Here is a 26,720-nt window from a genome sequence, read left to right as displayed (position 1 = left end):
TATAAGACGATGTCTGCACATGAAATTGATTACAACAATAAATCTGATGCGCGTTTTTTGCAGGAGTTCTTTGACAGTTACGATGAAGCGCTTGAGCTGGAACTGGAGGATCTGGATCCGGCAGCACGACCTGACCCGGATGAAATGGCCTGGCGCCGCCGTTACTTTGGCGAGCTTCTGCATCTGCAGGGCGAATTAGTCAAACTGCAAAACTGGGTGGTTCGCACGGGCCATCGTCTGGTGGTGATTTTTGAAGGCCGCGATGCGGCCGGCAAAGGGGGCGTCATCAAACGCATCATGCAGCGGCTGAACCCTCGCTACTGCCGGGTGGCCGCGTTGCCTGCACCCAGCGAGCGCGAGCGTTCACAGTGGTATTTCCAGCGCTATGTGTCACATCTGCCTGCGGCGGGGGAGATCGTGCTGTTTGACCGCAGCTGGTACAACCGCGCAGGTGTCGAAAAAGTGATGGGATTTTGTAGCGACGAGGAGTACGAAGAGTTTTTTCATAGCGCCCCGGAGTTTGAACGGTTACTGGTCCGCAGCGGCATTCAGATCGTGAAGTACTGGATTTCAATCACCGATGAAGAACAGGAGACGCGCTTCCTGAGCCGTATCCATGATCCATTAAAACAGTGGAAGCTAAGTCCGATGGTTCTGGAGAGCCGCCGCCGCTGGGAGGACTACACCGCCGCCAAAGAAATTATGCTGGAACGGACCAATATTGAGGAAGCCCGCTGGTGGATCGTGCAGGGCGTGGATAAGAAAAAAGCCCGCCTCAACTGTATTTCCCATCTGTTGCAGCAGGTGCCTTATGAGGCGGAAGAAGGCACTCCGATTACCTTACCTTCGCGCATTCATCATGCTGATTACGCCCGGCACCCCGTTCCGGAAAGCATGCTGGTGCCAGACTGTTATTAAATGCGTAGCCAGCTGGTCGGGAAATGATCACCTCTCCGCCAGCTGGCATCCTGCGCGGCATTATCTTTGTTATCCACAGGGTGTTGAGCCGGATATGCACCTTAACTGTGGATAACTGAGTCCGCTATCAACTTAATTGATGGTTTCGCTAAGTCGCCCGAAAATTAACCTAAATGCTTAATGCCATATTTTTTTATTTTGTCAGAAAGCGTGCTTTTGGCGATATTTAATGCTTCAGCCGTTCTGGTCAGGCTGCCTTCATAATGGGAAAGTTCGACCATAATCACACTGCGTTCAAAATTATCAACCAGCTGCGACAATGATAAGTTTGATTCGTCTGCCTCTCCGGTAAGGCTACCTTTTATCCCCAAAACGAAGCGTTCGGCTTCATTACGCAATTCGCGCACATTACCCGGCCAGCGACGCGCCATCAAATGATGAATTCTGGCTTCTGTTATTGTGGGCGTGGGACGGTCATAACTCGCGACAGCATGATTAACAAACAGGTCAAACAGCAAAGGTATATCTTCCGGACGTTCGCGCAATGGCGGAAGTTTGATATTTACCACATCCAGACGGAAGTGCAGATCGGCACGAAACTGTCCTTGCCCGGATAGCTCCAGTAAGTTTGCTTTGCTGGCTGACACGATGCGAATATCAATCGGGATTAACGCATTGGACCCCAGTCTTTCCAGTTTGCGTTCCTGCAATACCCGCAGTAATTTAATTTGCATGCTGAGTGGCATGCTTTCAATTTCATCGAGGAATAATGTGCCGTTGTTGGCGTATTCCAGTTTGCCTATTCGTTGCTTAAGCGCACCGGAAAATGCCCCGGATTCATGGCCGAAAATTTCGCTGTCAAACAATGTTTCAGGCAGTCCCCCGCAGTTCAGCGCAACAAAGGGACCAGTGCGACCACTGAGGTCGTGAATACACCGGGCGATCAACTCTTTACCCGTTCCGGTTTCACCGTAGACCATTACATTTGCTGATGTCATGGCGATGTCCTTGATAACTTCGCGGATCTCCAGCATGGCGGCTGAGTTGCCAATGATCCGGGTTTCAAGTGCACTGGCGTCGGCGAGCTGGCGACGTAACTGATAGACTTCCTGGAGCAGATGTCGTTTATCGAGCGCCCGTTTTGCGACATTGGTTAATTGCTGGGGAGTAAAGGGTTTTGACAGAAAATCATAGGCACCGTTATGCATGGCCTCAACTGCTGTGGCCACATCACCATGCCCGGTGATGATAATCACCGGTAAATCCTGCTCCAGCTCATTAACCTCCTTCTGAAATTCCAATCCGCTGACACCGGGTAATTTCATATCGGTAATTAAAATGCCATGTTTGCGCAGGGAGGGGAGGTAATGACGAGCCTCTTCAACTGAGCCGACACCAGCTACAGTGAAATTTTCCAGTTTCAGTGCCTGCATACAGCCAAGGCGAACATCTTTGTCATCTTCAATCAGTAATACATCAAAATCAGCCATTATTTTTTCCGGCCTGTGAGTTCAACTGAGAATGCGGCAACCGGATGGTAAACCGTGCTCCTTGTTCTGTGTTCTGTGCGGTGAGCGTACCTTTGAACGACCTTATAATATCAGCTGATAGCGCAAGGCCTAATCCCAGCCCATGGTTTTTCTTGGTGGTAAAAAAGGGTTCAAAAATATGCTCCAGAGCATCCGGAGAGATACCCGGACCATTATCTTCAATTTCAATAACGGCCATATTGTCCTGTTTAAACCATCTTGCACTGACAAATCTGCGCCAGGATTGATCTTGCGTCGCCTCTAATGCATTGCCAATCAGATTGACAAGAACCTGTTCTAACCGCAGGCCATTGCATAAACACCAGGGTTCTTTTTCGGGTGGGTGGCGAATGAAACTGCAATCCAGCTTCTCGAAGCGATGACCCAGCAACAGCATCGCATTATCGATGCTGACTCCGGCAGAAATGTTCTGAATGACATTATCGTTATTGTGTGAGAATGATCGTAACTGATTGCTCAGGCGACCGATGTAATCGACCAGTTTACCAATGCGTTCCAGATTACCTTTGGCCTCACCGAATTCGCCCATTTCAAAAAAGCGTATCGCGTTTGCTGACATCATGCCCAGCGCCGCTAAGGGCTGATTGATTTCATGTGCCAGGCCAGCAGATAATTGTCCGACTACGGCAAGCTTTTCATTACGAATCAGTTCATTTTGCATGTTTTTTAGCGTTTTTTCGGATTGAATACGCTCATGCACTTCAGCTTCAAGCTGCGCCTTCTTTTTTTCCAGCTCAGAAGTTCTGCATCTGACAAGTTCCTCAAGGCGGTTATAGGCCATTTTCAACGCGTGTTGATTTTCCAGTCGTAATTGAACGATTTGCAGGCGTTGCGTAAGAATATACAAACAAACAGCCACCAGAATCATCAATGTCACCAGTGAACTTACGCGAGGTAATACGCGTTTATAAATAAGTTCAACAGGTGTTAATCTGACCAGGCTCATTTTCAGCTGAGGGAGATATTCCTGCATCAGGATATAGCGTGTATCACCCAGCCTGATACTTTCAGCATGATGACGACCAGATTGTAATGCCAGACCCCCGTGTGTTTGCCCAGTCGTCAACTTATTGAGAGACTGATAAAGCCAGTCTTTATTACTGGAATATACGACGATGTTATTTTGATCCAGCAACATGATCTTTTCACTGCCACGGCTGTCTCTGAGCATGCTCTGCAGATCGACTTTAACCACTACTGCACCAATTTTCTTATTGCCCTGAAAGATGCCACTGGCCTGATAATATCCGGAAATGGAGTGAGTCGTACCCATGCCAAAGTAATGAGAGATACTATCAGACTGAGCATTTTGGAAATATGGCCGAAGCGCGACGTTTTGGCCCATCAGGCTGCCATCATGACCATCGTCGCTCGACGCCAGGATGTCACCATATTTATCGACAATAAAAATGGCTAAGGCACCGATGCGAGACTTAAAATTCCCCAGTTGTGTATTTAAACGCGATATCAGTGTTATATCATGAAGATTATTTAGCAGTTCAATAGCGTTATTATTGAGAGCCAGCGACAATGGGATGAACTCATAGCGGCTGATATTGGCTGTCAATTCCTGTCCTTGCTGCTGTAGCTGGGATTCCAGAATGTCGGTTTGCTCCTGACAGGCGTAACGAAAACTGCACCAGCTCAGTGCCAGGATGAGTAAAACAGCTACTGCGAACAGTAGCCTAAGTAAATTTTTTTTAACTAATGAAGAATACAGACTGAAAGTTATGTCTGTCAGCATTGAGTGAGAAATTCGCATAGTCGTGAAACAGTTCCGGCAATATCAGTCACCAATACGAAAAGAATGCCTTTATAGACGCGTTAATTCAACACAAGCCGTTTCTACCCCCCTTTAATGGCGTAGAAACGGATTTGATCGCTAAAAAACATTCAGCAGAACAATGGTCAGTACAGCCATCACCAGACGAGATACTGCATAACCGACGGTATAACCAATAGCCGGTACGTGACTTTTTGCGGCGGACTCCAGGGCACCTAAGGCGGCCGTGGTTGAACGTGCACCGGCGCAAACGCCAAACAGGATACCTGGATGGAATTTGAAGACGTATTTTCCCAGGACCAGACCAACAATCAGCGGCACAAGCGTAATGGCGATGCCACTCACAAACAGGGCTAAGCCATAATGCTGCAAACCCGAGATAAACCCTGGCGCCGCATTCAGGCCAATAATGGCGATAAATCCATTCAAACCGACATTATTAAATACCCAAACAGCAGGAGCAGGGATACGGCCAAAAGTACGTTTGGTCGCACGCATATATCCGCAGACAATCCCGGCAACGATGGCGCCAACCGAAGTGCCAAAGCTGAGGGGAATACCGTGGAAATGCAGGGTTATCGCACCGATCAGACAGCCAATAACGATACCAAAACTCATAAAAGCCATATCTGAACCTTCTTTAGGTCGGTCTGAGTAACCGACTGAAGAGGCCAGACGTTCTACATCACTGCTGGGACCACGTACACTTAACACATCTCCCCGTTGCAGGCTCATCGACATATCTGGTGCAACCGCGACATCCGCACGTGTCACACCGGTAAGGAATAAGCCATGTCCTGGTCGGCCTAAAAATTCGGCTACCAAATCACCCAGCGATTTACCGAATAATTTTTTATTGAGCACCACGATATCAAGCTGCTCAATCGCATAATCCAACAGATCCTCATCTTTTATTTCACGGCCAATAGCTGCCTGGTATTTTACAATGCTGGAGAGCGGCCCACTGACAGAAATAATGGCGTTAGGTGTCAGCAGCGTCGAGCCATCACATTCAATGATTTCTGATCCTTGATGAGTACGCATCCGGCGGATAGATACTTCATGATCAAAGCACGCCTCGACATCGCTGACCGTTTTATTCCAGAACGTGTCACTGGTGAGTTCATAACTACGGCTGGTATAAGCCCGGTAAGCAGAATTAGAAATTTTAGCTGTGCCGTGCTGCGCCTCGTAATCTTTGCAGGCTTCTTCAAGATTGACGCCAAATAGTTTTGGAGCGACAGAGGTCAGAAACCAGGCCGATCCCGCCGTCCCAAAAGGATATGTAACAGCATAAGCAACGGGAATTAACGCTGCGGCCGCATCTGTAATGGCTTTATTCTGATGTACCAGACTTGATGCGACGCCCAGCACCGTTGAGTTGGTATACCCACCAGCAAGCAATCCTGCCGTCATTGGCCCGCCATAATTCAACCATTTGCCAAGAACAATGGCGGTGAGCAACCCGGAGAGACAGACAAAAAGGGTCAGAACCACTTGGGGCAAGCCGTCACTGCGGATGGCACGAATAAATTGCGGTCCGACAGAATAACCAACAGCGAACAGGAACATGTCAAAAAACATAGCCTGCATTACGCTGGGGATGGTGACGTGAAACTGGCCGATTAACAGGCCAGCTATCAGGGTGCTGGTAACGACACCAAGACTGAATTTGCCGAATTTCAGCGCCCCAAACCAAAATCCTATTGCCAGAGTGAGATAAACGGCAACCTCTGGATATTCATGAAATAAACCATTGATGTAATGCATATAAACTCCTCAGTATGGAGTGACCGGGGCGCAGGGCCCCGGAGCACAAATTGGAAACTCAATACTCTGGTTTGTAGAGCAGGGTTTCGATCCACTGAGCGATATTTTCAGGACGTTTAACCTGGGCAAGACCCGTATCAAACATGTATTCGGCGATGCGAACCGCTGTTGCCACTTCGGTTGCCAGAATATTTTCCTGGCTTGGATAGAGCATGCCGGCATCACGCATTTCAGGGGAGATTAAATCTGCAATGGCGTGGGCGGCTACGATAAAACACTCATCCGTCAACCGTGATGGGTGCGCGGCGTAGGTTGCGAGACCAATTGCCGGGTAGACATAAAAGTTATTTGCCTGACCTGGCAGGAAAGAGCGTCCATTCAAAACGTATTCCGGGAACTGTACACCGGCAGCAAACAAAGCTTTTCCATCTGACCACTGGTAGGCCTGCTCGGCGGTGCATTCAACTTTGCTGGTTGGATTGGAGAGCGCGAAAATGACCGGGCGATCATTGTATTTGCTCATCGCTTCAACGACCTGTTGCGTGAAAGCTCCCGCGTTGGTGCTGACGCCTACCAGAATATTGGGGCGGAAGCGATGAATCATCAGCTCAAGGTCATTGGTGGAGGGTTCATCGTGCGCGTAGCGTTTCTGTTCGGGTGTCAGATCGGTACGGGATGCATTGATCAGGCCGTTAATATCCATCAATCGAACGCGTGCAACCGCCTCTTCTTCAGCGACGCCATTGTCGATCATTTCTCTGATGATCAATTTAGCGATGCCCAGACCGGCGGAGCCTGCACCGTAAAACAGAATACGCTGCTCTTCTAAGGTGCCACCTTTGATATTCAGCGCAGCGGAGACGCCAGCCAGAGCGATGGCTGCGGTGCCCTGAATATCATCGTTGTAGCACAGGACCCGATCTTTATACTTGTCCAGATAGCGAATAGCATCAGTACCTTTCCAGTCTTCGAAATGAATGCAGCAGCCGGGGAATACATCCTGTACTGCCTGGACAAACTCTTCGGTCAATTCATCCAGTTCCTGAGTGCTGACGGGTGTTTCACGTACGCCGAGATAAAGCGGGTCATTAAGAAGCTCTTTATTGGTGGTGCCAATGTCGAATAACACGGGCAGCAGACATTCTGGTGGTACAGCAGCGCAGGCGGTATAAAGCTGAAGTTTGCCAATAGGAATACCCATGCCATTGGCACCAATGTCACCCAGACCCAGAATACGCCCACCGGTCGATACGCAGATAAAACGCACATCTTTTACAGGCCAGTTGCGCAATACTTCAGCGATACGACCTTTCATATGGCGATTAATATACATACCACGCGGACGGCGATAAATATGACCAAATTCCAGGCATGCATCAGCAACAACCGGATCGTACAGAATCGGAATGAAACGTTTCGGGTCAGACATGACGGTTTTATAAAACACGGTCTCGTTGCGTTCTTCTAAATCCAGTAAGTAGGTATAACGCTCCAGATCGTTTGCTTTCTTCTTCACGTTTAAAAGTGCACGCGCAACCTGTAAATCCAGGCTTTCAACATGAGAAGGTAAAAGCCCTTCAATGCCTTTCTGGCGACGTTCAGTTTGCGTGAAAGCGGTTCCTTTATTCAGACCTGGATTTTTAAGCAACTCAACCCCCTGGTGGGATGAGGAATGTGATTGTTGTGACATAGTCATCTTTAATACTCCATGAGCAGTTACTGTTGTTATGGATCAAAATGGATTTGATTCATTTAAGTAATTGCATGGAGTGTGCCAATTTTATTATTTTTATAGCGTATTGATTTTTATGTGGAAAATATTTTTATGTTATTGATAACATTCGGATGCCCGGAAATAGAGTCCTGCTTCCATTCGGAAATCCGAACAAAGAGACAGTAGGGGAATTAATTTTTTTGTTTTAATATTTATATTATGTGGTGCGAATTGATCTAAATCAAAGTATTTTATTGCGCAGTGTTAGCAAGGGGGAATTAAACGTGAAGACTGGAAACCCGGAAGCTATACACGCAACGGAACCAGTAGTCGCGGTTGAAGATATTGTTAATACCGATGTATCCGTTCAGCTCCGTATTGCCTGATTTATGCAGATCCCGGCTGACCTGTACGTTCCACGCGATGTAAGACAGCATCTGACCAACAGATCCGGTAGCGGCATCCGAATAGGATTTTCTGAAGTAATAAGCCGCCAGAATACCCGGCGTAATGGTCAGCGTGTCATTAAACAACTTAACCGCGTTGCTGATATAACCGGCCCAGGCTTTATCATCAAAGTCCCGGTCGCGCGTGACAGAGGTAATCCCTGCTGATAGGGGGTTCTGTTCCCTGGACTTTGAAACTACGCGGAGAATTTTGCACGATATCGGCGGGGAAGGGCTGGATTATAAAAAGGCCGCCCAATGGGCGGCCTCTGCTGGTACTTTTTCTTGCAACCAACTGTTATTTGTACAGTTCAGCAGTCATATGCACGAAGTTATTGTTGCTGGCTTCGGTGATTTTATAATGTGCGCCCTGTTGTGCAGCCTGAGCAGCGATTTGCGCTTCAGCACCATCCAGAGTTAAGTCAGAAGCAGTAACGGTCTGAGCGAAGCTACCGAATGACATCAGTGAGAGAGCAGCGACAGCGGCGATAGACATTGCTTTGATAGTTTTCATGGTCATTTCCTTAGGTTATTTGGGTGGGAGACTGTGTGCCTCCGATGGGAATAATGATAACCAAGGTGACTATTGCAATATTATCAATAAATGCTGCAATTGTTAACATGCTAACTATCACACCAATAGGTGCTGTCGATTGGCGGCGCGAAAGTGAAGCAAAAACGAGGATTTAAGGCTGTGCACGCGGTGTCTTACCGATAATACGCTTGTAGGCTCTGGTGAAAGCGGCAGTAGAGCCGTAACCCAGGCTAAAAGCAACGGGTTCAACCGGCATTTTTTCCTCATGAATATATTGAACAGCCAGTCTCATCCTGAGTTCTGCTAAATAGCGGACAGGCGTTGTGCCAGTAGCGGCATTAAAGCGTCGGGCAAAAACGGAACGCGAAGTGCCTACTTCACGGGCAAGGGAATCCACTGTCCAGTTTGCTCCCGGCTCTTTGTGCATTGAGTAAATAGCATTGCTAAGTCGTGGATCATTCAACACCTGGAACAAGCATGAGGAGTTATCAGCGCCTGACTGGATCCATCCTCGCATAATAAGAGAACCGACCACATCTGCCAGTCTTGCCAGAATGCTGGGATATCCTGCCAGCCGGTTGGTCGACTCCCGTTCCATGGCCGATAAAATGGCCTGAATTTCTGGCCAGTTCTGTTTGAGCTGGCTTGCCAGCAACACTTCCGGCATGGTTTTGATCAGCGGCTGAAAGCAGCCGAGTTCCAACTCCATGCATCCGCAAAAGACAATGCTAAGGTCATCGCGGTTTCCTTCTTCGGCGCTAATGCTCGAAACCATCGAACAAATCTGTTCGCTGCCCATGCTATCCGCGGGGATGACGGGAGCGCCTTCGGATGTCAGCAAAACATAATCAGCTCCGTGGGGCATCAATACAGCATCCCCCCCTTGCAGCACCCAGGTGGCTTTGCCTGATGTCTTCAGTAAGACGCTACCTTTGCTGACGACGAGCAACTGCGCTCTACCTGCGGCCTGCGCAATACCCACGCCAGAGAAAGGATTGATTTCTATTCGACGGTATCTGATGCCGGACAATCTCATGCCTCGCAGCAGCTCATTAGTCATATCAACGTTACGATCAGCCATAAATCACCTGGGACGAATTATCAATAGACAGACAGTTTACATCATAGAACATCCCATAAGTGGTTTTTATACTGCTGCCCTGAACATCAGGAAATGAAGGTAAAAATTACATGAATCATTACGCATCTGCGGCTGATGCTGTTAAGCCGCCAAAGGCCCAGTGGGGGGCCGTTTACTCACTCTCGTTGGGTGTATTTGGCCTGATTGTCGCTGAGTTCCTGCCTGCCAGCCTTTTGACTCCCATGGCAGCAGGTTTAAACATTAGCGAGGGGATGGCAGGCCAGGCAGTGACCGCCACCGCCATAGTGGCTCTTGTTAGCGGGCTGTTTATCACGGCAGTGACCGGGCAAATGGATCGCCGCAAAGTTCTGCTGTGGTTCTCGGTATTGCAAATTGTCTCCAGTGTCGTGGTGGCATTCGCACCGTCATTTTCCATCATGCTTGCTGGACGCCTGGTGCTGGGAGTCGCGATCGGTGGCTTCTGGGCGATGTCGACGGCAACCACCATGCGCCTGGTGCCCGCAGATAAAGTGCCAAAAGCGCTCGGTACCATCTTTGCGGGCGTTTCAATCGGCACCATAGTGACCGCGCCTTTGGGAAGTTACCTTGGAGATATTATCGGCTGGCGTTATGTCTACCTGCTTGGGGCCGCTCCGTGCCTGATTGCCTTTATCTGGCAGCTATCGGCCCTTCCTGCGATGAAGCCGGCAAAAGCAGCCAGTATCGGCACTCTTTTTACGGTTCTGAGACGCCCGGGTATTGCTTACGGAAAACTGGCGATCATTTTGATTTGGGCGGGTCACTTTGCTCTTTTTACCTATATCCGCCCATTCCTCGAAAATGTTTCAGGATTCAGTGTCGGGAACATTGCCATTGTTCTTCTGGTGTTTGGCCTGGCTAACATTACCGGGAACACAGTAGCAGGGCATTTTATCTCCCGAAAATTAAAGCTATCGCTGGCGATTCCGCCACTGCTGATGGGCGTGAGTGGTTTGTTGTTAGTTGCGGCAGGGCAGAGCGGCATTATCACTACATTGCTGATTGTGCTCTGGGGATTCTCATTCGCCATTGTTTCCGTGGGTTGGCCATCCTGGTTATCTGTCACCGTGCCTGATGAAGCCGAAAGTGCGGGAGGGTTATTTATTGCGGCCATGCAATTAGCCATCAGTACCGGTGCTGCGGGTGGTGGTCTGATCTTCGATTATTCCGGGGTGTATGGTGTTTTCATTGCCGGGGGTATTGCCCTGATACTTGCTTCATCGATTGTTGCGTTGCGGGTTAACACCCACGCAGAGAAAAATAACTCGGGCCTCAGGAGGATTAATTAATGAAAGAAACGATGTCATTTGAGGAAACAGTCAGATTGCGGCACTCAGTCCGCAGTTTTACTGATACGCCATTAACCGATGCGCAACTTACTGAAGTTCTCGAAGATGCCGCCCAGGCACCTTCGAACTGCAATACGCAGCCCTGGCAAGTACACATTGTGTCCGGTGAAATAAAAGATAAGATCTCAAAAGCGATGATTCATGAATATGAGAATGGCAGATCATCGCTTGATTTTTCATTCGACACAGCATCGTACACCGGCGTATTCGGTGAGCGCCGTTATCAGCAGGGCGCGACTTATTATCAATCGATAGGTGTAGCGCGTGATGATAAAGAAGGCAGGGTACAGGGATATTTAAAGAACCTGCGTTTTTTTAACGCACCGCATGCCGCTTTCCTCTTCATGCCTTCGGTTGGCGATAATGTCAGAGTGGCGGGTGATGTTGGTATGTACGCTCAGACATTTTTATTATCTTTGACTGCCAGAGGGTATGCAGGTATTCCGCAGACCCTGCTGGGTTTTTATGCTGATACGATAAGAGAATATCTGGACGTGCCTGCAGATTTCAAATTGTTGTTTGGTATCTCATTCGGATATGAAGATGTCAGCAATGCATCAACAGTAAAAATGAACAGAGCACCAACCGAACAAACTGCTTTCTTTCATCAATGATTTTCGAGTGTGACTTGTGTGTTGCCAGTATGGCTGAATAGTTCAACGCCACTGTCAATGCGCCCGATTTTTTGCAGGTTGCTAATCTGTTCTCCGTTCTGGCGATACATGATCACCAGGCTATGGCGAGGAGGCCAATATACGATGTCACCCACCTCATATCCCGAGGTACGTGTCTCATTGGCGGGCAACGCGTCTGCGAAGTGGTAACACATCTCGCGGGAGTAGAGATCCTGCATTGGCAAAGTGAGCGGAAGTTTTGCCAGCAGCGCACGCGACGTGGCATTGTCAATTAAGGTTGCTGTGAGCGTTTGTCCCGCAACAGTAACCTTAATTTTTATGTTTTGATTCGCAGCATTCGCCATAACCGGGATAGCCAGTGTCAGGATGCCAGCAAGGAGTGATCTGATCATTTCGTAACCACCTTATTTTATTACCATGCGTAGGCTTCAGGTGCCTGCCCACCCGGACCCGGCCAGATTTCATCAAGGCAACGCAGCGTGTCTTCAGATAAAGATATATCTAAAGCCCGTAATGATTGGGTGAGCTGTTCCGGTATTCTGGGGCCAACAATGGGCGCGGTCACTGCGGAATTATGCAATAGCCAGGCGAGAGCCACATCAGACGGACGTTCGCTGAGATCACAGCAAAGCGTTTCCCATGCTTCCAGTTGCTCGCGAAAGCGCGCAATTTTTTTCTCCATAGCCGGAGATGCCCTGCGGCCTTCGCGTGTCTTCTGCAATACACCACCGAGTAATCCACCGCCCAGAGGACTCCACGGAATCAAGCCCAGACCAAAATGGCGAATGGCAGGGATCACTTCAAGTTCGATACTTCTCTGCGCCAGGTTATACAGGCTTTGTTCTGATGACAGGCCGAGGAGATGACGTGAGAGGGCTGAACATTGCGCTGTGGCAATATGCCAGCCTGCGAAATTGCTACTGCCCACATAAGTAATCTTGCCTTCGCGGATTAGTTGTTCCATCGCCTGCCATATTTCTTCCCAGGGCGTAGACCGGTCAATATGGTGCATTTGATACAGATCGATATGGTCCGTTTTCAGACGCCTCAGGCTTTCATCGCAGGCACGGCGTATATGATAAGCCGAAAGGAATTTATCGTTGGGGCCGGTTTCCATCGGCTGATAGACTTTAGTCGCAAGTACAATCCGGTTTCGTTTACCACTGCGGGCAAGCCAGCGGCCAATAATCTCCTCAGATAAACCATAACCTTTGACCATGTCCGGAGATTGTGGACCGCCATAAACATCGGCAGAATCGAAAAAGTTAATTCCGGCGTCGATCGCGGCATCCATAATATCGAAACTGGTTGGTTCGTCAGTTGCATCGCCAAAATTCATGGTGCCGAGACAAAGACGACTGACTTTCAGCCCGGAACGCCCGAGATGGGTATATTGCATATAAAATTTCCTGTTAACTTAATTAATTCCCTCAAAGTTAAATCGGGGAGAGCATGAGCGGCTGATCTGACAGTGGCGGAACAATGCCATCGACAGGATGGGGCACATAAGGGGCTTCAAGCGCGCTGATTTCATCATCAGATAGCGAAAAGTTTAGTGCGCCAATCGCTGTAGCCAGATGTTCTGACTTTGTCGCGCCAATAATCGGGGATGTGATTGCTGATTTTGAAAGCAGCCACGCCAGTGCGACATGGGCGCGTGGCACGCCATGATTGGTCGCGATACGCGTAACGACTTCGACGACCTGGCGGTCATGTTCAGCGGTGTTCTGATACATCTTAAGCGCAAAAGCATCATTCTGGGTGCGAAGCGTGGCTTCACTCCAGTCTCTGGTAAGCCTTCCGCGTGCCATTGGACTCCAGGGAATAACACCGACACCCTGGTCTTCACACAACGGCAGCATCTCGCGTTCTTCTTCACGGTAAAGCAAGTTGTATTGCGGTTGCATGGAAATGAACCTTGTCCAGCCGTGGCGTTCAGCGACGTATTGCATTTTGGAAAAACGCCAGGCTTCCATAGATGACGCACCGATATAGCGGGCATTGCCGGCCTTCACGATATCGTGCAACACCTCCATGGTTTCTTCGACAGGCGTACTGTGATCGAAGCGATGGATCTGGAATAAATCGACATAATCCATACCCAGGCGAGTGAGGCTGTCATCAATTGACTGCATCAGTGATTTCCGCGAAAGAAATCCAGCATTGGGTGAGTTTTTCCAGGGAAAGAACGCTTTGGTCGCCACAACTATTTCATCACGTCGCGCCATGTCGTTAAGCGCTCGTCCGACAATTTCTTCTGAACTGCCGCCGGAATAGATATTCGCCGTATCGAAAAAATTAATTCCGGCTTCCAGTGCCTGACGGAAAAAAGGACGGGAAGTTTCTTCATCAAGTGACCATGCCTGTGGCAGACGATTGGGTTCTCCATAACTCATACACCCCAGACAAAGTCGCGAAACCTTAAGACCGCTGCGTCCAAGATTGACATATTGCATAGGTGGTCTCCTGAGAAAATATTATCGCTTAATGATTTTTATAATAATTTCTCAGGCACCCTGAAACCAGCTATGCCTATTTAACGCCATGCTGAGTTTTTCTCATCAATCAATTACAAGCCGAGCGGCTGAATTTTTCGTATTAAATCGATTAATAGTCTCAGACCTGTGGGTAACTGGCGGCGGCTGGAGTAGTAGATATGAAAGCCGGACCCCATTGAGGCCCAATCGGTAAGCACCAGACGCAGGCTGCCTTCTTTGACGTATTTATCAATTAACGGCTCAGGGTAATACATCAGGCCCACGCCTTTCAGTACCGCGACAAGCCCGGTCTCAGCCTGATCTACCGTGATTAACGGCGGCACTTTAATCGCCAGCGATTCGTCACCCCGGTCGAATTCCCACCGATAGATGCGATTGTCACCCAGTCGGTTACTGACACACCGATGTTTGTCGAGATCATTCGGGTGCAGGGGCGTCCCAAAACGATCGAGATATTCCGGAGAGCCAGCCACCACCCAGCGGATATCAGCGGATAAGCGCTGGGCAATCATATCTTCCGGGATTGTGCCGCCGTAACGGATCCCGGCATCAAATCCTTCCTCCGTCATATCCACGATGCGATTGGTGGCCACAATATCCAGTTCAACGTCAGGATAGAGTTCGACAAACTCAGGCAGTATCGGGGCCAGCAATAACGTCGACGCTTCTACAGCGACATTCAGGCGAATACGACCAGCAGGCGTGTCACGGAATAAATTAAGTTTCTCCAGTGCCGAATCGATTGTCTCAATGGGCGATTGCACCGTCTGCGCTAAGGTTTTTCCCGCTTCTGTCAGCGTGACGCTTTTTGTCGTTCTGTTCAGGAGACGAACACCCAGGCGTGCTTCAAACCCTTTCAGGGCATGGCTGAGGGCAGATGCGCTCACGCCCAATTCAATGGCGGCCCGGCTGAAGCTTTGGTGCCGCGCGATGGCGCAAAAGTAGATTAAATCTGCCATATCGGCTCGGTTCATTTGCATAGTGGCGACTCAAAAATGTGTGTTCTGGCAAATTATGAATGTAATCTCAATGCAATCACTGCTGTTCCCAGAGACAGGCAGGCGGCCAGAATCAGGCTGATATGGAAACCCGGTATAAAAGACGGGGATTGCGCAAGGATGGCACCAAATACGGCAATCGCCATCGCGCCCCCGACCTGGCGGCTGGTATTGAAAATGCCGCTGGCAATACCGGCCAGTGCGGGCGAGACACTATTCAGCAGCAAAGCCGCTACCGGTGGGGCAATCAAAGGACCCGCGATGCCAACCAGCATCATCGTGAGTGAAATCCACACCACTGGCACCGAGACGGGGAGCAACGTCAGCAACAGCAGACCCGCAGCCATCGACACCAGTCCGGATACGATTAAATTTTTCGCATTAAATCGCTGAACCAGCCGGGCGGTGAAAGGCGTGATAACCAGTCCTGTCAGCATCATGGGCAGGAAAATCACGCCGGTTTGAGCGGCGCTAAGACCCATGTCCTGTTGCAGATAGAGGCTCATCAAAAAGGGCAATCCAAAATACCCCGCCATAAACGTGAAACCCACCAGCATGGAAATTTTCACATTTCCGGACGCGATTAACGCCTCAGGAATCATAGGATGCTGGATGCGTTTTTGCACAATAATAAACAAGACCAGAGACACCAGCGTGAGCATAAAAGGTAACCAGATAGAGAAGGCCTCCGTATCATGCCGGCCAGACTCAATGGTGCCGTAAATCAGTGAGCCCATAAACAGGGTGGCAGCCAGCTGTCCCAGAAAATCAAACGGCACGGTGCGTTTTGGCGAAGCGGGAATACGTGTCAATAATGCCAGGGCAATCACTCCGACGGGGATATTGATAAAGAAAATCCATCGCCAGTCTAGCTGCGTCAGCACACCGCCAATTAACGGTCCGGAGGTGGAAGCAATGGAGCCGCCCATAGCCCATATGGCAACGGCACGTCCTCGTTGCGCTGCATCAGCGAAGTGATGCCGAATAAGCGACATTGTGGCAGGCATAATTAACGCTGCCCCCATTCCCTGAGCAAAACGCGAAATAATCAGGGTATCGGTATTTTTCGCCATCCCGCAGGCTATTGATGCCAGCACAAAAAGGGAGAGTCCGCCACCAAAGGTCATGCGCGCACCGATAAGATCACATAGCGAACCAGCGAAAAGAAGCAGTGCGGCAAACGCGAGGGTGTAGCTGTCCACGATCCACTGGAGATCGGTAATACTTGCCTTCAGTTCGCGTCCGATGGTGGGAAGTGCGACATTCACTACGACAGCATCAAGGGTGATGATAAAAAAACCGAGCAATGCGGCACTGAGTGCCGCCCTTGCCTGGTTCTTTGATGGGGCATCATGCATCGATTCTATTTTCCTGCAACCGTCGCAAGATGCTTCTCCAGCGCTTCACGTGCGCGTTGTGCGGATTGTTCATCAACACGCTCCGCCAATACCTGGGTCAGATGGCGTAACTGGCCTGCGGATAATCCGGTATTCATGCCGATTCGCATATGGGCCTGTATCTGAGCATCGACACCCTGAAGAGCAGACAACATGCTTATTGTCGCCAATTCACGGCTTTGCCAGTCGAGGTTATCCCGCTCAAAAATATCACCAAATAAATGTGTTCTGAGGTATTGGTTGATTGTTGGTGCAAAGTCGAACAGCGGTCCCTGGACAGGGGCGCCAGACAAGCGTGTCTGATTGTGGGTACCCGCCTCAAGCAGTGCGCTTCCTTCGGGAATAGCCTGGGTCGGTTCATGACCCGGAACATCCTCAATGCCTTGCTGCTTACGTTTTTCCAGTACCTTCATCATCTCGCCAAGCGCATTCAGGCTGCGCGGGAAACCCGCGTAGGCATAGAGTTGTATCAAAACCTCTTTTACTTCATTGACTGTCAGGCCAGCATCCAGGCTTTCGCCCAGCGCGGTATTGAGTTTGTCTATGGTGCCTGCCGCACCGAATGCCGCGACAGGAATAATCGCTTGCTGGCGAGCAGACAATATGTCGGTATTCACTTGCGTCGGGGAATTATCAGAACTTTGCATTGACTTTTTCTCACTAATATCGGGGGCTGCATCGCTAAAAGCAGATGTCAAACCAAGAAGTGTCACGATGGCGAAATTTTTAGCGCGGTGATAATTAAAAAAGGAGGCGTTTAACATCGGATTCATTCTCCGTTATTAACATGCATGGTCAGGCGGAGTAATAAAATATAAAGTCCGCTGATTCCTTTCAGAAAAAAATAAAAGAGGGGGCGAAAATTCAGATAAACAGATTTTTCCTGCATCGCGGAAGGACTATACCGGTAAAGAAGCCATTTGATAAGCAACGATAAATTGAAAGTGTTATGAGAATTACTCATTAATCATGTTGCAAAATGTTAAGACGTCGATCGAATCCTGGTGTCAAGTAGAACGGTATTGCGGTTAAAAGTTTTGCCATCTGAACAAGTGAAAGGGGTCTTTTTGGCACGAGAAAATTTGAACGATCTTACGGCTTTTATTGTTGTCGCACGCTTGCAGAACTTCACTAAAGCTGCCGCGCAGCTTGGTATATCGCAATCTGCGTTGAGCCACAGCCTGCGAACACTCGAAAGCCGACTTGGTGTGAAACTTCTTACCCGAACAACACGCAGTGTCTCACTGACGACTGTCGGTGAGACGATGCTGAATGATATCGGGCCATACATCGATGGCATTCAGGATAAATTGCTGTCCCTGAAGGACTTGAGTCATCAACCCGCAGGCTGCATTCGGATATCAACATCGGATTACGCCATTAATACCCTGATTTGGCCCAAAGTTCGTCAGTTTTTACGCGATTACCCGGAAATTCAGCTGGAACTTATTGATGACTATACGCTTACCGATATTGTCTCTGGCCGTTTTGATGCAGGAATCCGTTTTGGTGAGCAAATCGCTAATGGGATGGTATCCGTTAAGATTGGGCCAGACGTTCGTTTTGCTGTTGTCGGTGCGCCGGAATACTTTGCGCATCATGATAAACCGCAGCAACCTAACGACCTGCTCAAACACAGCTGTATCAATTTACGCTTTCCAACCCATGGGAATTTGTATGCGTGGGAATTTGAGAAAGAAGGTAAGGGGATAAATGTTAAAGTGCAGGGACAACTCATATTTAGCCGGATCTACCAGATATTAAATGCTGCCATTGAAGGCTATGGCCTGGCTTATGTCCCACGGGATATTGCCCAGCAATATCTCGATGCAGGAGCGCTGATCAGCGTGCTTGACGACTGGTGTCCTTACTGGGATGGCTATTATATCTATTATCCAGGACGCAGGCAGCCTTCAAAAGCCTTCAGTTTATTGCTCGATGCATTGCGGTTTTATAAATAATGACATTGAAAAGTCCTGCCTGTTGAAATATCCATTTTTGATTTAAATCGTGAGTGTTGAGCTTTTTATTCAATAACCTTATGGAGTTTATGATGCTTAAGAACAAAACTGCTGCATTTTCACTATCATTTGGCTTGTTGTTTTCGTTATCGGCACTGGCCAATGAGATGTCAGCGATGACAATTTCTAAAAGTGGCAGCCGTGATTTTATTCAGGGACCACAGGAAAACTTTACCGGCCGGGTATGGGTCGATCCTCTGTTCAGGCCTGCTGCTCCTCAGCGTACGTCAGCATCGGTAGTCACCTTTGAACCGGGAGCCAGATCGGCATGGCACACCCACCCACTGGGCCAGACGCTGGTGGTAACGGCAGGTACTGGATGGGTACAGGAATGGGGAAAAGAGAAGAAAACTATCCATGCCGGTGATGTGGTGAGTTGCCCGCCGGGTGTCAGGCACTGGCACTAGCTAGCTAGCCTCATGTCTTAGGAGCTTTTGATACCCCATCTCAAGCAGGGAAGTCCGAAGGTTCCAGGTATCTCACAGAGCAACCGTGTTTGAAGTGAGTGGGGGAGTTAATAAGTCTGTATCCAGGCTGTATAGTCAGTACAGAATTGGATGCTCCCCACAATACTATCTTAAGCGTATTGTTCTAAAAGCTGGTGGAGCATCATTCTTCAGCGAGTGATTTCAATTTTTATTTCCTGTTTTTTTGGGTGTGGCGTGGCCATTGATAGATTTATTAGTACCTCTGCGAGGAGTCTCGCTTACATCTCTCCTTGTCGCTCCCCTATACCGGCTGGGCCATATATCTGATGCAGGTACGCCTATAATATCAGCAATGATGTTTTCTCCCCGAGGCCAGGGTTTATTTAATGCGTTAATCAGAGTTCCTGAGGAAAGGCCGTGCTCCCTCGAGAGTGCTGCAAGAGACCTCTTTTTTTTTCTGATTGCTGCGAGTATATCTTCCCTGTGCCAATCGTCTGATTCATCGAACTTTTCCATATTAATTACCTCCATATAGGTAGTTGCTCCGAATATCACATGAGGGATTTCAGTTTGCTTATATTTAAGGGCGGGGGAATTGCAAACCTAAAACAAAAACTTAATATCAATCTAGGAAAAATAAATTATGTGTCTTTATACCAAATAGACACAAATCAATCATGATGAATATCACATAAATGATCAAACGTACTCAATTCATTAAGAAAGCCCTGGAACTTTCTGAGTTAATCCTTCCTGAGATTAGAAACAAAGAGAAGCGACTTGCTTTGATAAGTGGGGAAAAAGAAACGACGGTTAAGAACTGGATTTTCCATGATAAGATACCTGTATCGAGCAAAAGACTCCACATTTCAGATAGTTTTGGTGTATCAGAACAAAGTCTCTTCGATTTATCTGAGAAACATAGTATTCCTGTCGCGGTGTTTAACAGCGAACTAAACTGTTATCTAATACCTCAAATTGATGAGTCAGGCCTCGAAAGACTCTCGTCAGCGACACCACCTCTAATCGCTACCGAAAGGGTGCCTTTAAAACTTCAGGATTTTCTGAAGGATGATGTTGCCATTCCACACCTGACATATTGCATCAATGTAGTGAAACTTGTTTTTCCACCATTCATATCGGAAAGTGACATGATATTTATAAATCATACCGCTTCCAGAAAAGGGAATATATTTTGTGTCTATACATCAGGAAACCAGGTTCAGATTGTTAAAATTAAATGCAGTGATGGTAGGTTCATCCTGATTAACAAAGAAGGGAGTGAAGTCAGGACGGAAGAAAATTCTTTTATTGCTCCAGTTGTTCTCACTATATCAAGAGGTTACTTTTATGAGGTTTAATGTTCTGGACAGGGTGTTTGGGCAAACCGTTGACCATGATCACGCAAAAATTTTCTTGCCAGTTTTATTTTGCATCATACTCACATCATCCACTTTTTTCTTTTTCGATTACAGAACAATTTATATCATGGGGGTTAAAATTCATTTGTCCATGGGGCTGATATTTTTTCCGGTTACTTTTACACTGGTTAATATCATTCAGGATTTGTATGGCAGGCGGTTTGCTAATACAGCTGTAAGGTATGGGTTTCTGTCAGATGCCATCTTTGTTGCCATTGCATATTTGCTGTCACATATTGGTGAGAGGTCGGACTATCTTTCAGTCTATGAACAGTTGCCAACTATCATGGGCATGACATTTTTGTTTGTATGGATCAGTAACATGCTGAATACATGGATTTTTGAAAAGCTAAAGGTGGCTCAGTGTTTTGTTTTTATTAGGTATTTCATATCCGCCTTTGTGGCAGAGACTGTCATTAGTGGAATTTCAATTCCACTAATGATGAGAGAAAATAACCTTAATGAAGGGGCAGTTGTATCTGTACTGTTCATTGCAACGTACAAAATGACTATCACGGTGCTTCTTTCTGCTTTAGTCGCGGTGAGAATGAGGATGAATATCCACCGTCCATAAGGAGGTCACTGCCAGTCATGAAGTTATTCTCTATGAAAAATTTGACTGCTGTCCATATATCGTGAACCGTTCCGCAGTTCCCGGTAAGATACGCTTCACTATAATCAGGTAGTTCATCATTATATTTTCGTCGTATCATTGGAGTGTCCACTGTTGCAGGGGATATGGAGTTTATCTGTATCTTGGGAGCATATTCAACCGCGCAGACTTTAGTCAGATTAACAATCGCCGCTTTAGCACTGCTATAGGCAACCATATCTTTGCTGCCAAACGATGCTGTTGAACTTGCAATATTGATTATTTTTGAGTGACGATCATTCCTCACCATGCAATTTATTTCTGCTTTGCAGGCATGAAAGGTTGGCAGGAAGATGGATTTATACGATTCAATCATTTCTTCCGAAGTGATGTTATCGAAACTTTTACGTACTCCGGGGACACCAGCAGCATTAACGGCATAATCTATCCTGTCGAGATGAGAGAATGCGTCTTTCACCGCTTCCCAGTTTGAGAGATCGCATTGAATCTGATTTATTGACTTGTCCAACCCACTTGCTCTATCTTTATCGATTCCAGTAACATTAAAACCTTCATCATGAAACTTCTTAGCGATATACCATCCAATGCCACTGGCATGCCCGGTAACGATGACGTTGGTTCCCATCTTAAAGTCCTTTTAAAATATAAAATCGTTGGTTTCAGTATGGCAGAAGAGGCAGTCTGGATTAATTTGTCTTCTTTCTGGACCTTCCGGATTCATAATACATCATCAGCTACGTTGATAAGCCTTCAGGTTAAAGATTGTGTGCAGAACATCAATAAATTTCGCGATGAAGATAAAGGTATCATAAAACTCATAGAGTTACTGGTAAACAATAGGAAACTGGAGCGTAGAAAAGTTATCCTTGGCGAGGATATACAATTGGAATATCAAAATGGTGATGTTGCTAAAATGAACCATGATGCTTTTGTGTCTATTTTGGAAAAAGACACCGGATCGAAAGAGGTAATGGATTTATTGATTAATATTGTTGGGTAGTTATCCGGCTCACGGTCCTTGAATAAAGTTATAAGGTTTCTCGTAAGAAACTCTCTTTCATCAGCAATTCATTATCCATTCGCCAGTGGCTGACGGGTTATGCTTAGCCGAGTGATTTCCAGGTGTCCGTATCCGATTGAAGACTGTAAAGCGCTCATCGGGAGAGTCTTTTTTTCTGGTGCACATCAGAAATGTCTGCCTCTTTTCACTGACCTGCTCCCTGTTAATTGGTACACCACGATTTTAGTAATGTCTCTATCTGCTTAGTTCTTTTTTTGTTATTTTTCACTCGCTGACTGCGTTTAATTTCCTTCTCGTCAACTGTAAGTTAATTTCTACCGACTTGCCTTCCCTCATTGTCTTTTTCATGAGAATCAAGGTGAAATAGTGAAATAGGCCTGAACTCGATGGTGGTTTCGAAAGATATTTAACGTTGACTCATTTACAATGGGTGTGGTTGTGTGATGTTGATTCAATTTATTGAATAGACAAGAAAAATAGCGCATCATCTACCTTTCCAAGCCTATTAACAAAAGGGTTTTTATTATGTCAGCACTGGCCAAACGTGAAGAGAACGGGGCGCGTGGAGAATCTCTGACACAGTCAATTTTACTATCAAGATTCTGGGTTTTAAAGAGATCAGCCGATATTGATGGAGCAGACTTTCTTGTGCAGCATCAGTACAACACTCTGGAAGAAGTGCGGAACAGAGCGCATGGAATTGAGATTTTAGGTGTTATACAATCAAAGTATTTTGAAAACTCAAATCGTGTAGAAATTCAAAAATCCTATGTTCTTGATAAAGGAGTTCCACGTAAGGAGTTTTTTTGTTGTCTGCATTCTCATGACGAAAGTGGGGAGCCTGAACATTACTTTTTTTCGGCAGAAGATATCGTGAAAGAATTCAGCCAGTCTGCTTGCAAGGAATATTACTGGTTTGCACTCTCTTCAACTCGCCGATATAAAAACTACAAAGATAAAAAACAAAAATTTATCCTGGATAAGATTGAGCTAGGCATGTATCAAGCGGAGGCCGAAGCCAGCAAAAGTTACAGGAGTAATAAGCTTTTAGCATATGCAAGACCCACTATGCATTTTCAGGATGTGCCTGATTTTGAGTACAGGCTTGGAATCGTGGATGATGTCCGAGTTGTTATTGCTTATGATTTGAGAACGACCTCACGTCGTTTACTTGAGCCCAGACGTGACCTGTTTGAAAATCAAGGGGACTACTACTGGGGGGACGATGAGACAGGCTGCCACTTCCTGGCTGTATCGCTACTAGCGCACCATTTAGACGGAGAGTCGCCAAATGATAAATCGGTCTGGAAGTTACGCAGGATATTACAAAGTCTGAATGAAGATTCTACTTACGAGATTACCAGTGAAACTTTACATGAAATTATCGATGATCACATGTTTGAAGTAGACAGACTGCATCAGCTTGAAGAGCTCTACCCTCTTATATACGGCGATATGGGAACCGAATATTTCGAAATCATCTCACTTTTAGGTTCAGATCTCACAATACGATGCAAAAAAGGAATTGAATCGGTATTGGATATAAATGGACTCGATTATATGAAGATGACTGTGGATGTGGCTCGAATTTTTCGTAAGGGTATTGAAGCTTCTTCTGAATCCACTAAGAAGATGATAGCGGTAGAACTTCAGGTTCAACGAGATGCTGAAACTTTGAAGGTTATTAAAATTCTGAACGCCTTTAATGTTCATTTTGCAGACTGAAGTATTTGAGATTTGAAAGCAGTCCCTAACGAGTCTACGAGGGCAATCTGCAGGAACACCACGATCTTTATCATATTGAACAGTCTTCTCTGTCGATGTGGTGACCTGCTCTCTGTTGATTTACATACCACGCTATTGATAACTTCCGCTCTTGGCAGTCAACTGTTGTAGGCAACGTTAAAGGCAGCTTTGAGCGAGGAGTGGAAGCCAATTCGACACAACGATAAAAGTAATCCTGCTGGCAGCTTAACTGTTTTTTCCAGCTAAAGGTAATCTACATTGCTGACTGATTCTGCGTACCCAAAAATTCTATAACCGGTTGCAGTCTCAATTCCAGGGAGATGAATAAGCCGAAAAATAGTACCAACTTTGGAATGCTGTTCAACCGAATTTGTCAAAACATCAAGATACTGGATATCCAAATAGCCACCTTCTCTAAAGTGGTAAAACCACTCGCCATCAACTAAGGATTGATAGCCATTGAGATAAGTGATTTTCCACAAAGGAGGAGATTCCATTGCAATCATTGCCAACCAGATTTCATTCCATTTTGTATTATTCATGCAGCTATAAAGCATTCGAACCTTCCCAGACCTGCTCTTGACAGATTAAAACGCCACATGGATAACGACGTCAACATATGGCACGAAGCAACCCGCAACAACTATTCTTGACTATCAAGAATGATACTTAGTCAAATGTTGCAGATGGTTTTTCGTTCTCTGGTGACCAATAGCCACCACTGCCATGGTATGTCTCAGCTCCTAATACAAACTCAGTACCGCAATGGTTACATCCAAAATGATAATCAACTATATCGCCCCATATCATCTTTTCAGCACACTCATTAAAGCTATATTGGTTCCATTCATCAGTTGCTTCAATCTCGGTTAAAATACCTTCGTTGAGCGCATGCTTCGCAATACGAATTGCCTTGCGTAAGTGTTCAGGATGACGGATGACGTATTTGACACATAGATCCTGGCAGTGCTCACAACTCATCAAAAATCCCTCCATAATAATGATTCCTTGCCGAGGTTTAACCTGCTCACACAGTATTACGCATGGTAATTTTTTCCTTCCTGAAAGACATTGGCTATGTCCGCTTTTGGCACGCAACAGCCAGTCAGTGTACTGGCATGTCCGTTAAGAGCGAAAAGCGGGCTGTGCAGACATCCATTATCTTCCGGACTATAACATTCCTGCTTGTGCGCAAAGTATCGAAGCCATGGATAACCCATAGCCTACGTAAAGGTATGCTTGTTTTTTGTTCACTATAGCTTTCATTAGGCAGATAATTCCAGCAAAACAAGACGGAATGGCAAGTAACGTAAAAATATTCATTAATATCTACTCCAATACATTTTGCAGCCCACCAACTTATCATAATACTAAAACAAGGGCTGCTGAGAGCGAGATATAGTCATTCGCACCCTGAGAATTACACTTTGAAGTGATTCAGTGTATGCGCTTACTGGTTACGAATATTGAGCGAGAATCATGCGATGATCGCCGCTTTTCTTCCGAGCCAGTAAGTGCTCCACGTTCGCTAACGAATACTCAGGGCATGCAGATAAACTGCTGGCTATATTTCTTTCGAAGAGCGTGTAATGCATACCAATCCCCGATAAAAAGGAGTTGGTGATGACTGTGACTAATCAGTTTGCTGCGCACGTTGGTCTGGACTGGGCAGATAAAAAACACGATGTCTGTGTTCAGTTTAAAAACGGCGAACGCGTATTCCATGTGATTGAGCATACATCAGAAGCGCTTGATGCCTGGCTTACAGAGTTACACCAGAAGGTCAAAGGCAGAATCGCAATAGCTCTCGAGCTGAAGAAGGGCCCCGTGGTATATGCTCTTCAAAAATATCCCTTTATCACCGTTTTCCCCGTCCACGCATTGTCACTGGCTCGTTACCGGCAAGCCTTCTCGCCCAGCGGCGCTAAAGATGACCCGCAAGATGCAGAACTGGCATTAGAGTTAATGCTGCGTTATCCCCAAAAGATAAAGGCTATTGAACCCGACAATGCGGATATCCGGTTACTCCAGCAACTGGTTGAGCGGCGTCGTCAACTGGTTGAAGATAAACGACGCTTTGTGAACCGGATAATCAACACCCTTAAGCAGTATTATCCTCAGCCCCTGGAGTGGTTCTCACATTGGGGTAGCTTACTGTTGTGTGAACCGATTATACGGTGGCCCAGTCTGCAACCACTCAAACGCGCCAGGCGCGATACGATCCGCAACTTTCTGAATGCCAAAGGTGGCCGCGCAATGGCCCTTACAGAGCAACGTGTGGTGAGTATTGATAACGCGGTCCCATTGACGACAGACCCGAGTGTTATAGAGGCTAATGCTTTGATGGCAACAGCACTGGCGACACAAATCAAAGTCGTGAGTGAAATCATCAAAACCTATGACGAGCGAATCGAAACGGTGTTTGACACTCTACCAGATGCGGGGCTGTTCAAATCACTTCCGGGCCTTTCTTCAGTTCAAGGGCGATAGAGATCCTGCCTTTGACCTTCTGGTGCAACTCATTGATCCAGGTATCAAGCGCTTCCGGCGTATGGTTAATCACATGGAATGTGCGCTCACCGTTTTTAAACTGAACGCAGGCATCGTACTTTTTATCCGCCCAGTCCAGACCAACATGAGCAGCAAACTGATCTATAGCAGTCATCACCAACTCCTTTTAACCGGGGATTGGTATGCATTCCACGCCCTTCGAAAGAAATATAGTCAGCAGTTTATCTGCATGCCCTGAGTATTCGT

27 protein-coding genes and 1 pseudogene are annotated in these 26,720 nt (G+C 47.0%); 10 read left to right on the top strand and 18 right to left on the bottom strand.

Going from position 1 to position 26,720, the window contains the following annotated elements; all coding sequences use genetic code 11:
* Positions 1-9 precede the first annotated feature (9 nt).
* Positions 10-918 (top strand): polyphosphate kinase 2, encoded by a 909-nt coding sequence (gene ppk2 / locus HA50_RS23560; RefSeq protein ID WP_084879238.1) that lies wholly within the window; start codon positions 10-12, stop codon positions 916-918.
* A gap of 164 nt (positions 919-1,082) precedes the next feature.
* Here the strand turns inward: ppk2 and HA50_RS23555 are convergent, their stop codons facing one another.
* The 7 genes from HA50_RS23555 to HA50_RS23525 form a co-directional block, all read right to left on the bottom strand.
* Positions 1,083-2,408 (bottom strand): sigma-54-dependent transcriptional regulator, encoded by a 1,326-nt coding sequence (locus tag HA50_RS23555; protein ID WP_084879237.1) that lies wholly within the window; start codon positions 2,406-2,408, stop codon positions 1,083-1,085.
* Positions 2,401-4,230, bottom strand: a complete 1,830-nt coding sequence (locus tag HA50_RS23550) for a sensor histidine kinase (protein ID WP_084879236.1) — start codon at positions 4,228-4,230, stop codon at positions 2,401-2,403. The genes HA50_RS23555 and HA50_RS23550 overlap by 8 nt, the downstream gene beginning before the upstream one ends.
* A 120-nt stretch (positions 4,231-4,350) precedes the next feature.
* Positions 4,351-6,021 carry an aspartate:alanine exchanger family transporter gene (locus tag HA50_RS23545; RefSeq protein ID WP_084879235.1) on the bottom strand — a complete coding sequence of 557 codons (1,671 nt, stop codon included), beginning with the start codon at positions 6,019-6,021 and terminating at the stop codon, positions 4,351-4,353.
* A 58-nt stretch (positions 6,022-6,079) separates the two neighbouring features.
* Entirely contained in the window at positions 6,080-7,717 is a 1,638-nt protein-coding gene (locus tag HA50_RS23540; protein ID WP_208617335.1) for an NAD-dependent malic enzyme, read from the bottom strand.
* Positions 7,718-8,013: 296 nt separating this feature from the next.
* A complete protein-coding gene (locus HA50_RS23535) occupies positions 8,014-8,268 on the bottom strand; it encodes a hypothetical protein (RefSeq protein ID WP_084879234.1) in 255 nt (84 codons plus the stop codon).
* Between the two features lie 211 nt (positions 8,269-8,479).
* A complete protein-coding gene (locus HA50_RS23530; RefSeq protein WP_084878985.1) occupies positions 8,480-8,695 on the bottom strand; it encodes a YdgH/BhsA/McbA-like domain containing protein in 216 nt (71 codons plus the stop codon).
* A gap of 172 nt (positions 8,696-8,867) precedes the next feature.
* Positions 8,868-9,797, bottom strand: a complete 930-nt coding sequence (locus HA50_RS23525; RefSeq protein WP_084879233.1) for an AraC family transcriptional regulator — start codon at positions 9,795-9,797, stop codon at positions 8,868-8,870.
* 110 nt (positions 9,798-9,907) lie between these two features.
* Here HA50_RS23525 and HA50_RS23520 point away from each other — a divergent pair, with 110 nt between their 5' ends.
* Both HA50_RS23520 and HA50_RS23515 read left to right on the top strand, forming a co-directional pair.
* Positions 9,908-11,125, top strand: a complete 1,218-nt coding sequence (locus HA50_RS23520) for an MFS transporter (protein ID WP_084879232.1) — start codon at positions 9,908-9,910, stop codon at positions 11,123-11,125.
* Positions 11,125-11,799: a nitroreductase family protein gene (locus HA50_RS23515; protein ID WP_084879231.1), complete on the top strand. Its 675-nt coding sequence runs from the start codon at positions 11,125-11,127 to the stop codon at positions 11,797-11,799. Before HA50_RS23520 ends, HA50_RS23515 begins: the two co-directional genes overlap by 1 nt.
* On the opposite strand, the gene HA50_RS23510 is transcribed toward HA50_RS23515, so the two are convergent.
* From HA50_RS23510 to HA50_RS23485, 6 genes are all read right to left on the bottom strand, one after another.
* A complete protein-coding gene (locus HA50_RS23510; protein WP_084879230.1) occupies positions 11,793-12,212 on the bottom strand; it encodes a cyclophilin-like fold protein in 420 nt (139 codons plus the stop codon). The genes HA50_RS23515 and HA50_RS23510 overlap by 7 nt on opposite strands.
* Before the next feature lie 20 nt (positions 12,213-12,232).
* On the bottom strand, positions 12,233-13,219 hold the full coding sequence (locus HA50_RS23505; protein ID WP_084879229.1) for an aldo/keto reductase: 987 nt from the start codon (positions 13,217-13,219) through the stop codon (positions 12,233-12,235).
* 37 nt (positions 13,220-13,256) lie between these two features.
* Positions 13,257-14,276: an aldo/keto reductase gene (locus tag HA50_RS23500; protein WP_084879228.1), complete on the bottom strand. Its 1,020-nt coding sequence runs from the start codon at positions 14,274-14,276 to the stop codon at positions 13,257-13,259.
* Between the two features lie 113 nt (positions 14,277-14,389).
* On the bottom strand, positions 14,390-15,298 hold the full coding sequence (locus HA50_RS23495; RefSeq protein WP_084879227.1) for a LysR family transcriptional regulator: 909 nt from the start codon (positions 15,296-15,298) through the stop codon (positions 14,390-14,392).
* 32 nt (positions 15,299-15,330) lie between these two features.
* The gene (locus tag HA50_RS23490) at positions 15,331-16,674 is read right to left on the bottom strand and encodes an MFS transporter (RefSeq protein WP_084879226.1); all 1,344 of its coding nucleotides are present in this window, start codon (positions 16,672-16,674) and stop codon (positions 15,331-15,333) included.
* A 5-nt stretch (positions 16,675-16,679) separates the two neighbouring features.
* Positions 16,680-17,360, bottom strand: a complete 681-nt coding sequence (locus HA50_RS23485) for a carboxymuconolactone decarboxylase family protein (RefSeq protein WP_084880177.1) — start codon at positions 17,358-17,360, stop codon at positions 16,680-16,682.
* Positions 17,361-17,780: 420 nt separating this feature from the next.
* Between HA50_RS23485 and HA50_RS23480 the strand changes: the two genes are divergently transcribed.
* A complete protein-coding gene (locus HA50_RS23480) occupies positions 17,781-18,674 on the top strand; it encodes a LysR family transcriptional regulator (RefSeq protein WP_084879225.1) in 894 nt (297 codons plus the stop codon).
* Between the two features lie 176 nt (positions 18,675-18,850).
* Positions 18,851-19,141 carry a cupin domain-containing protein gene (locus HA50_RS23475; protein WP_244193656.1) on the top strand — a complete coding sequence of 97 codons (291 nt, stop codon included), beginning with the start codon at positions 18,851-18,853 and terminating at the stop codon, positions 19,139-19,141.
* A gap of 222 nt (positions 19,142-19,363) precedes the next feature.
* On the opposite strand, the gene HA50_RS23470 is transcribed toward HA50_RS23475, so the two are convergent.
* Entirely contained in the window at positions 19,364-19,678 is a 315-nt protein-coding gene (locus HA50_RS23470; protein ID WP_084880174.1) for a helix-turn-helix domain-containing protein, read from the bottom strand.
* Between the two features lie 179 nt (positions 19,679-19,857).
* Here HA50_RS23470 and HA50_RS23465 point away from each other — a divergent pair, with 179 nt between their 5' ends.
* A complete protein-coding gene (locus tag HA50_RS23465) occupies positions 19,858-20,523 on the top strand; it encodes a hypothetical protein (RefSeq protein ID WP_084879223.1) in 666 nt (221 codons plus the stop codon).
* Positions 20,513-21,157 carry a VUT family protein gene (locus HA50_RS23460; RefSeq protein ID WP_084879222.1) on the top strand — a complete coding sequence of 215 codons (645 nt, stop codon included), beginning with the start codon at positions 20,513-20,515 and terminating at the stop codon, positions 21,155-21,157. The genes HA50_RS23465 and HA50_RS23460 overlap by 11 nt, the downstream gene beginning before the upstream one ends.
* Here HA50_RS23460 and HA50_RS23455 read toward each other — a convergent pair.
* Positions 21,096-21,821, bottom strand: a complete 726-nt coding sequence (locus HA50_RS23455) for an SDR family NAD(P)-dependent oxidoreductase (protein ID WP_084879221.1) — start codon at positions 21,819-21,821, stop codon at positions 21,096-21,098. The two genes, HA50_RS23460 and HA50_RS23455, sit on opposite strands and share 62 nt — an antisense overlap.
* Between HA50_RS23455 and HA50_RS23450 the strand changes: the two genes are divergently transcribed.
* Positions 21,792-22,196 carry a hypothetical protein gene (locus tag HA50_RS23450; protein ID WP_084879220.1) on the top strand — a complete coding sequence of 135 codons (405 nt, stop codon included), beginning with the start codon at positions 21,792-21,794 and terminating at the stop codon, positions 22,194-22,196. The genes HA50_RS23455 and HA50_RS23450 overlap by 30 nt on opposite strands.
* Positions 22,197-22,742: 546 nt before the next feature.
* Positions 22,743-23,942, top strand: a complete 1,200-nt coding sequence (locus HA50_RS23445; RefSeq protein WP_084879219.1) for a hypothetical protein — start codon at positions 22,743-22,745, stop codon at positions 23,940-23,942.
* 263 nt (positions 23,943-24,205) lie between these two features.
* Here the strand turns inward: HA50_RS23445 and HA50_RS23440 are convergent, their stop codons facing one another.
* Together HA50_RS23440 and HA50_RS23435 are read right to left on the bottom strand one after the other, a co-directional pair.
* Positions 24,206-24,520: a DUF6678 family protein gene (locus HA50_RS23440; RefSeq protein ID WP_084879218.1), complete on the bottom strand. Its 315-nt coding sequence runs from the start codon at positions 24,518-24,520 to the stop codon at positions 24,206-24,208.
* Between the two features lie 112 nt (positions 24,521-24,632).
* On the bottom strand, positions 24,633-24,959 hold the full coding sequence (locus HA50_RS23435; RefSeq protein WP_244193654.1) for a hypothetical protein: 327 nt from the start codon (positions 24,957-24,959) through the stop codon (positions 24,633-24,635).
* Positions 24,960-25,586: 627 nt separating this feature from the next.
* Between HA50_RS23435 and HA50_RS23430 the strand changes: the two are divergent.
* Positions 25,587-26,429, top strand: a pseudogene (locus tag HA50_RS23430) (IS110 family transposase); the annotation flags it as partial.
* Here the strand turns inward: HA50_RS23430 and HA50_RS23425 are convergent.
* Positions 26,413-26,628, bottom strand: a complete 216-nt coding sequence (locus HA50_RS23425; protein ID WP_420851475.1) for a hypothetical protein — start codon at positions 26,626-26,628, stop codon at positions 26,413-26,415. The pseudogene HA50_RS23430 and the gene HA50_RS23425 overlap by 17 nt on opposite strands.
* Positions 26,629-26,720: the final 92 nt, after the last annotated feature.

Origin of the sequence: Pantoea cypripedii (assembly GCF_002095535.1) — a bacterium.
Classification (GTDB): Bacteria; Pseudomonadota; Gammaproteobacteria; order Enterobacterales; family Enterobacteriaceae; genus Pantoea; species Pantoea cypripedii.
The sequence above is the reverse complement of the archived record's forward strand: the minus strand, read 5'-3'. Positions and strand labels throughout refer to the sequence as shown.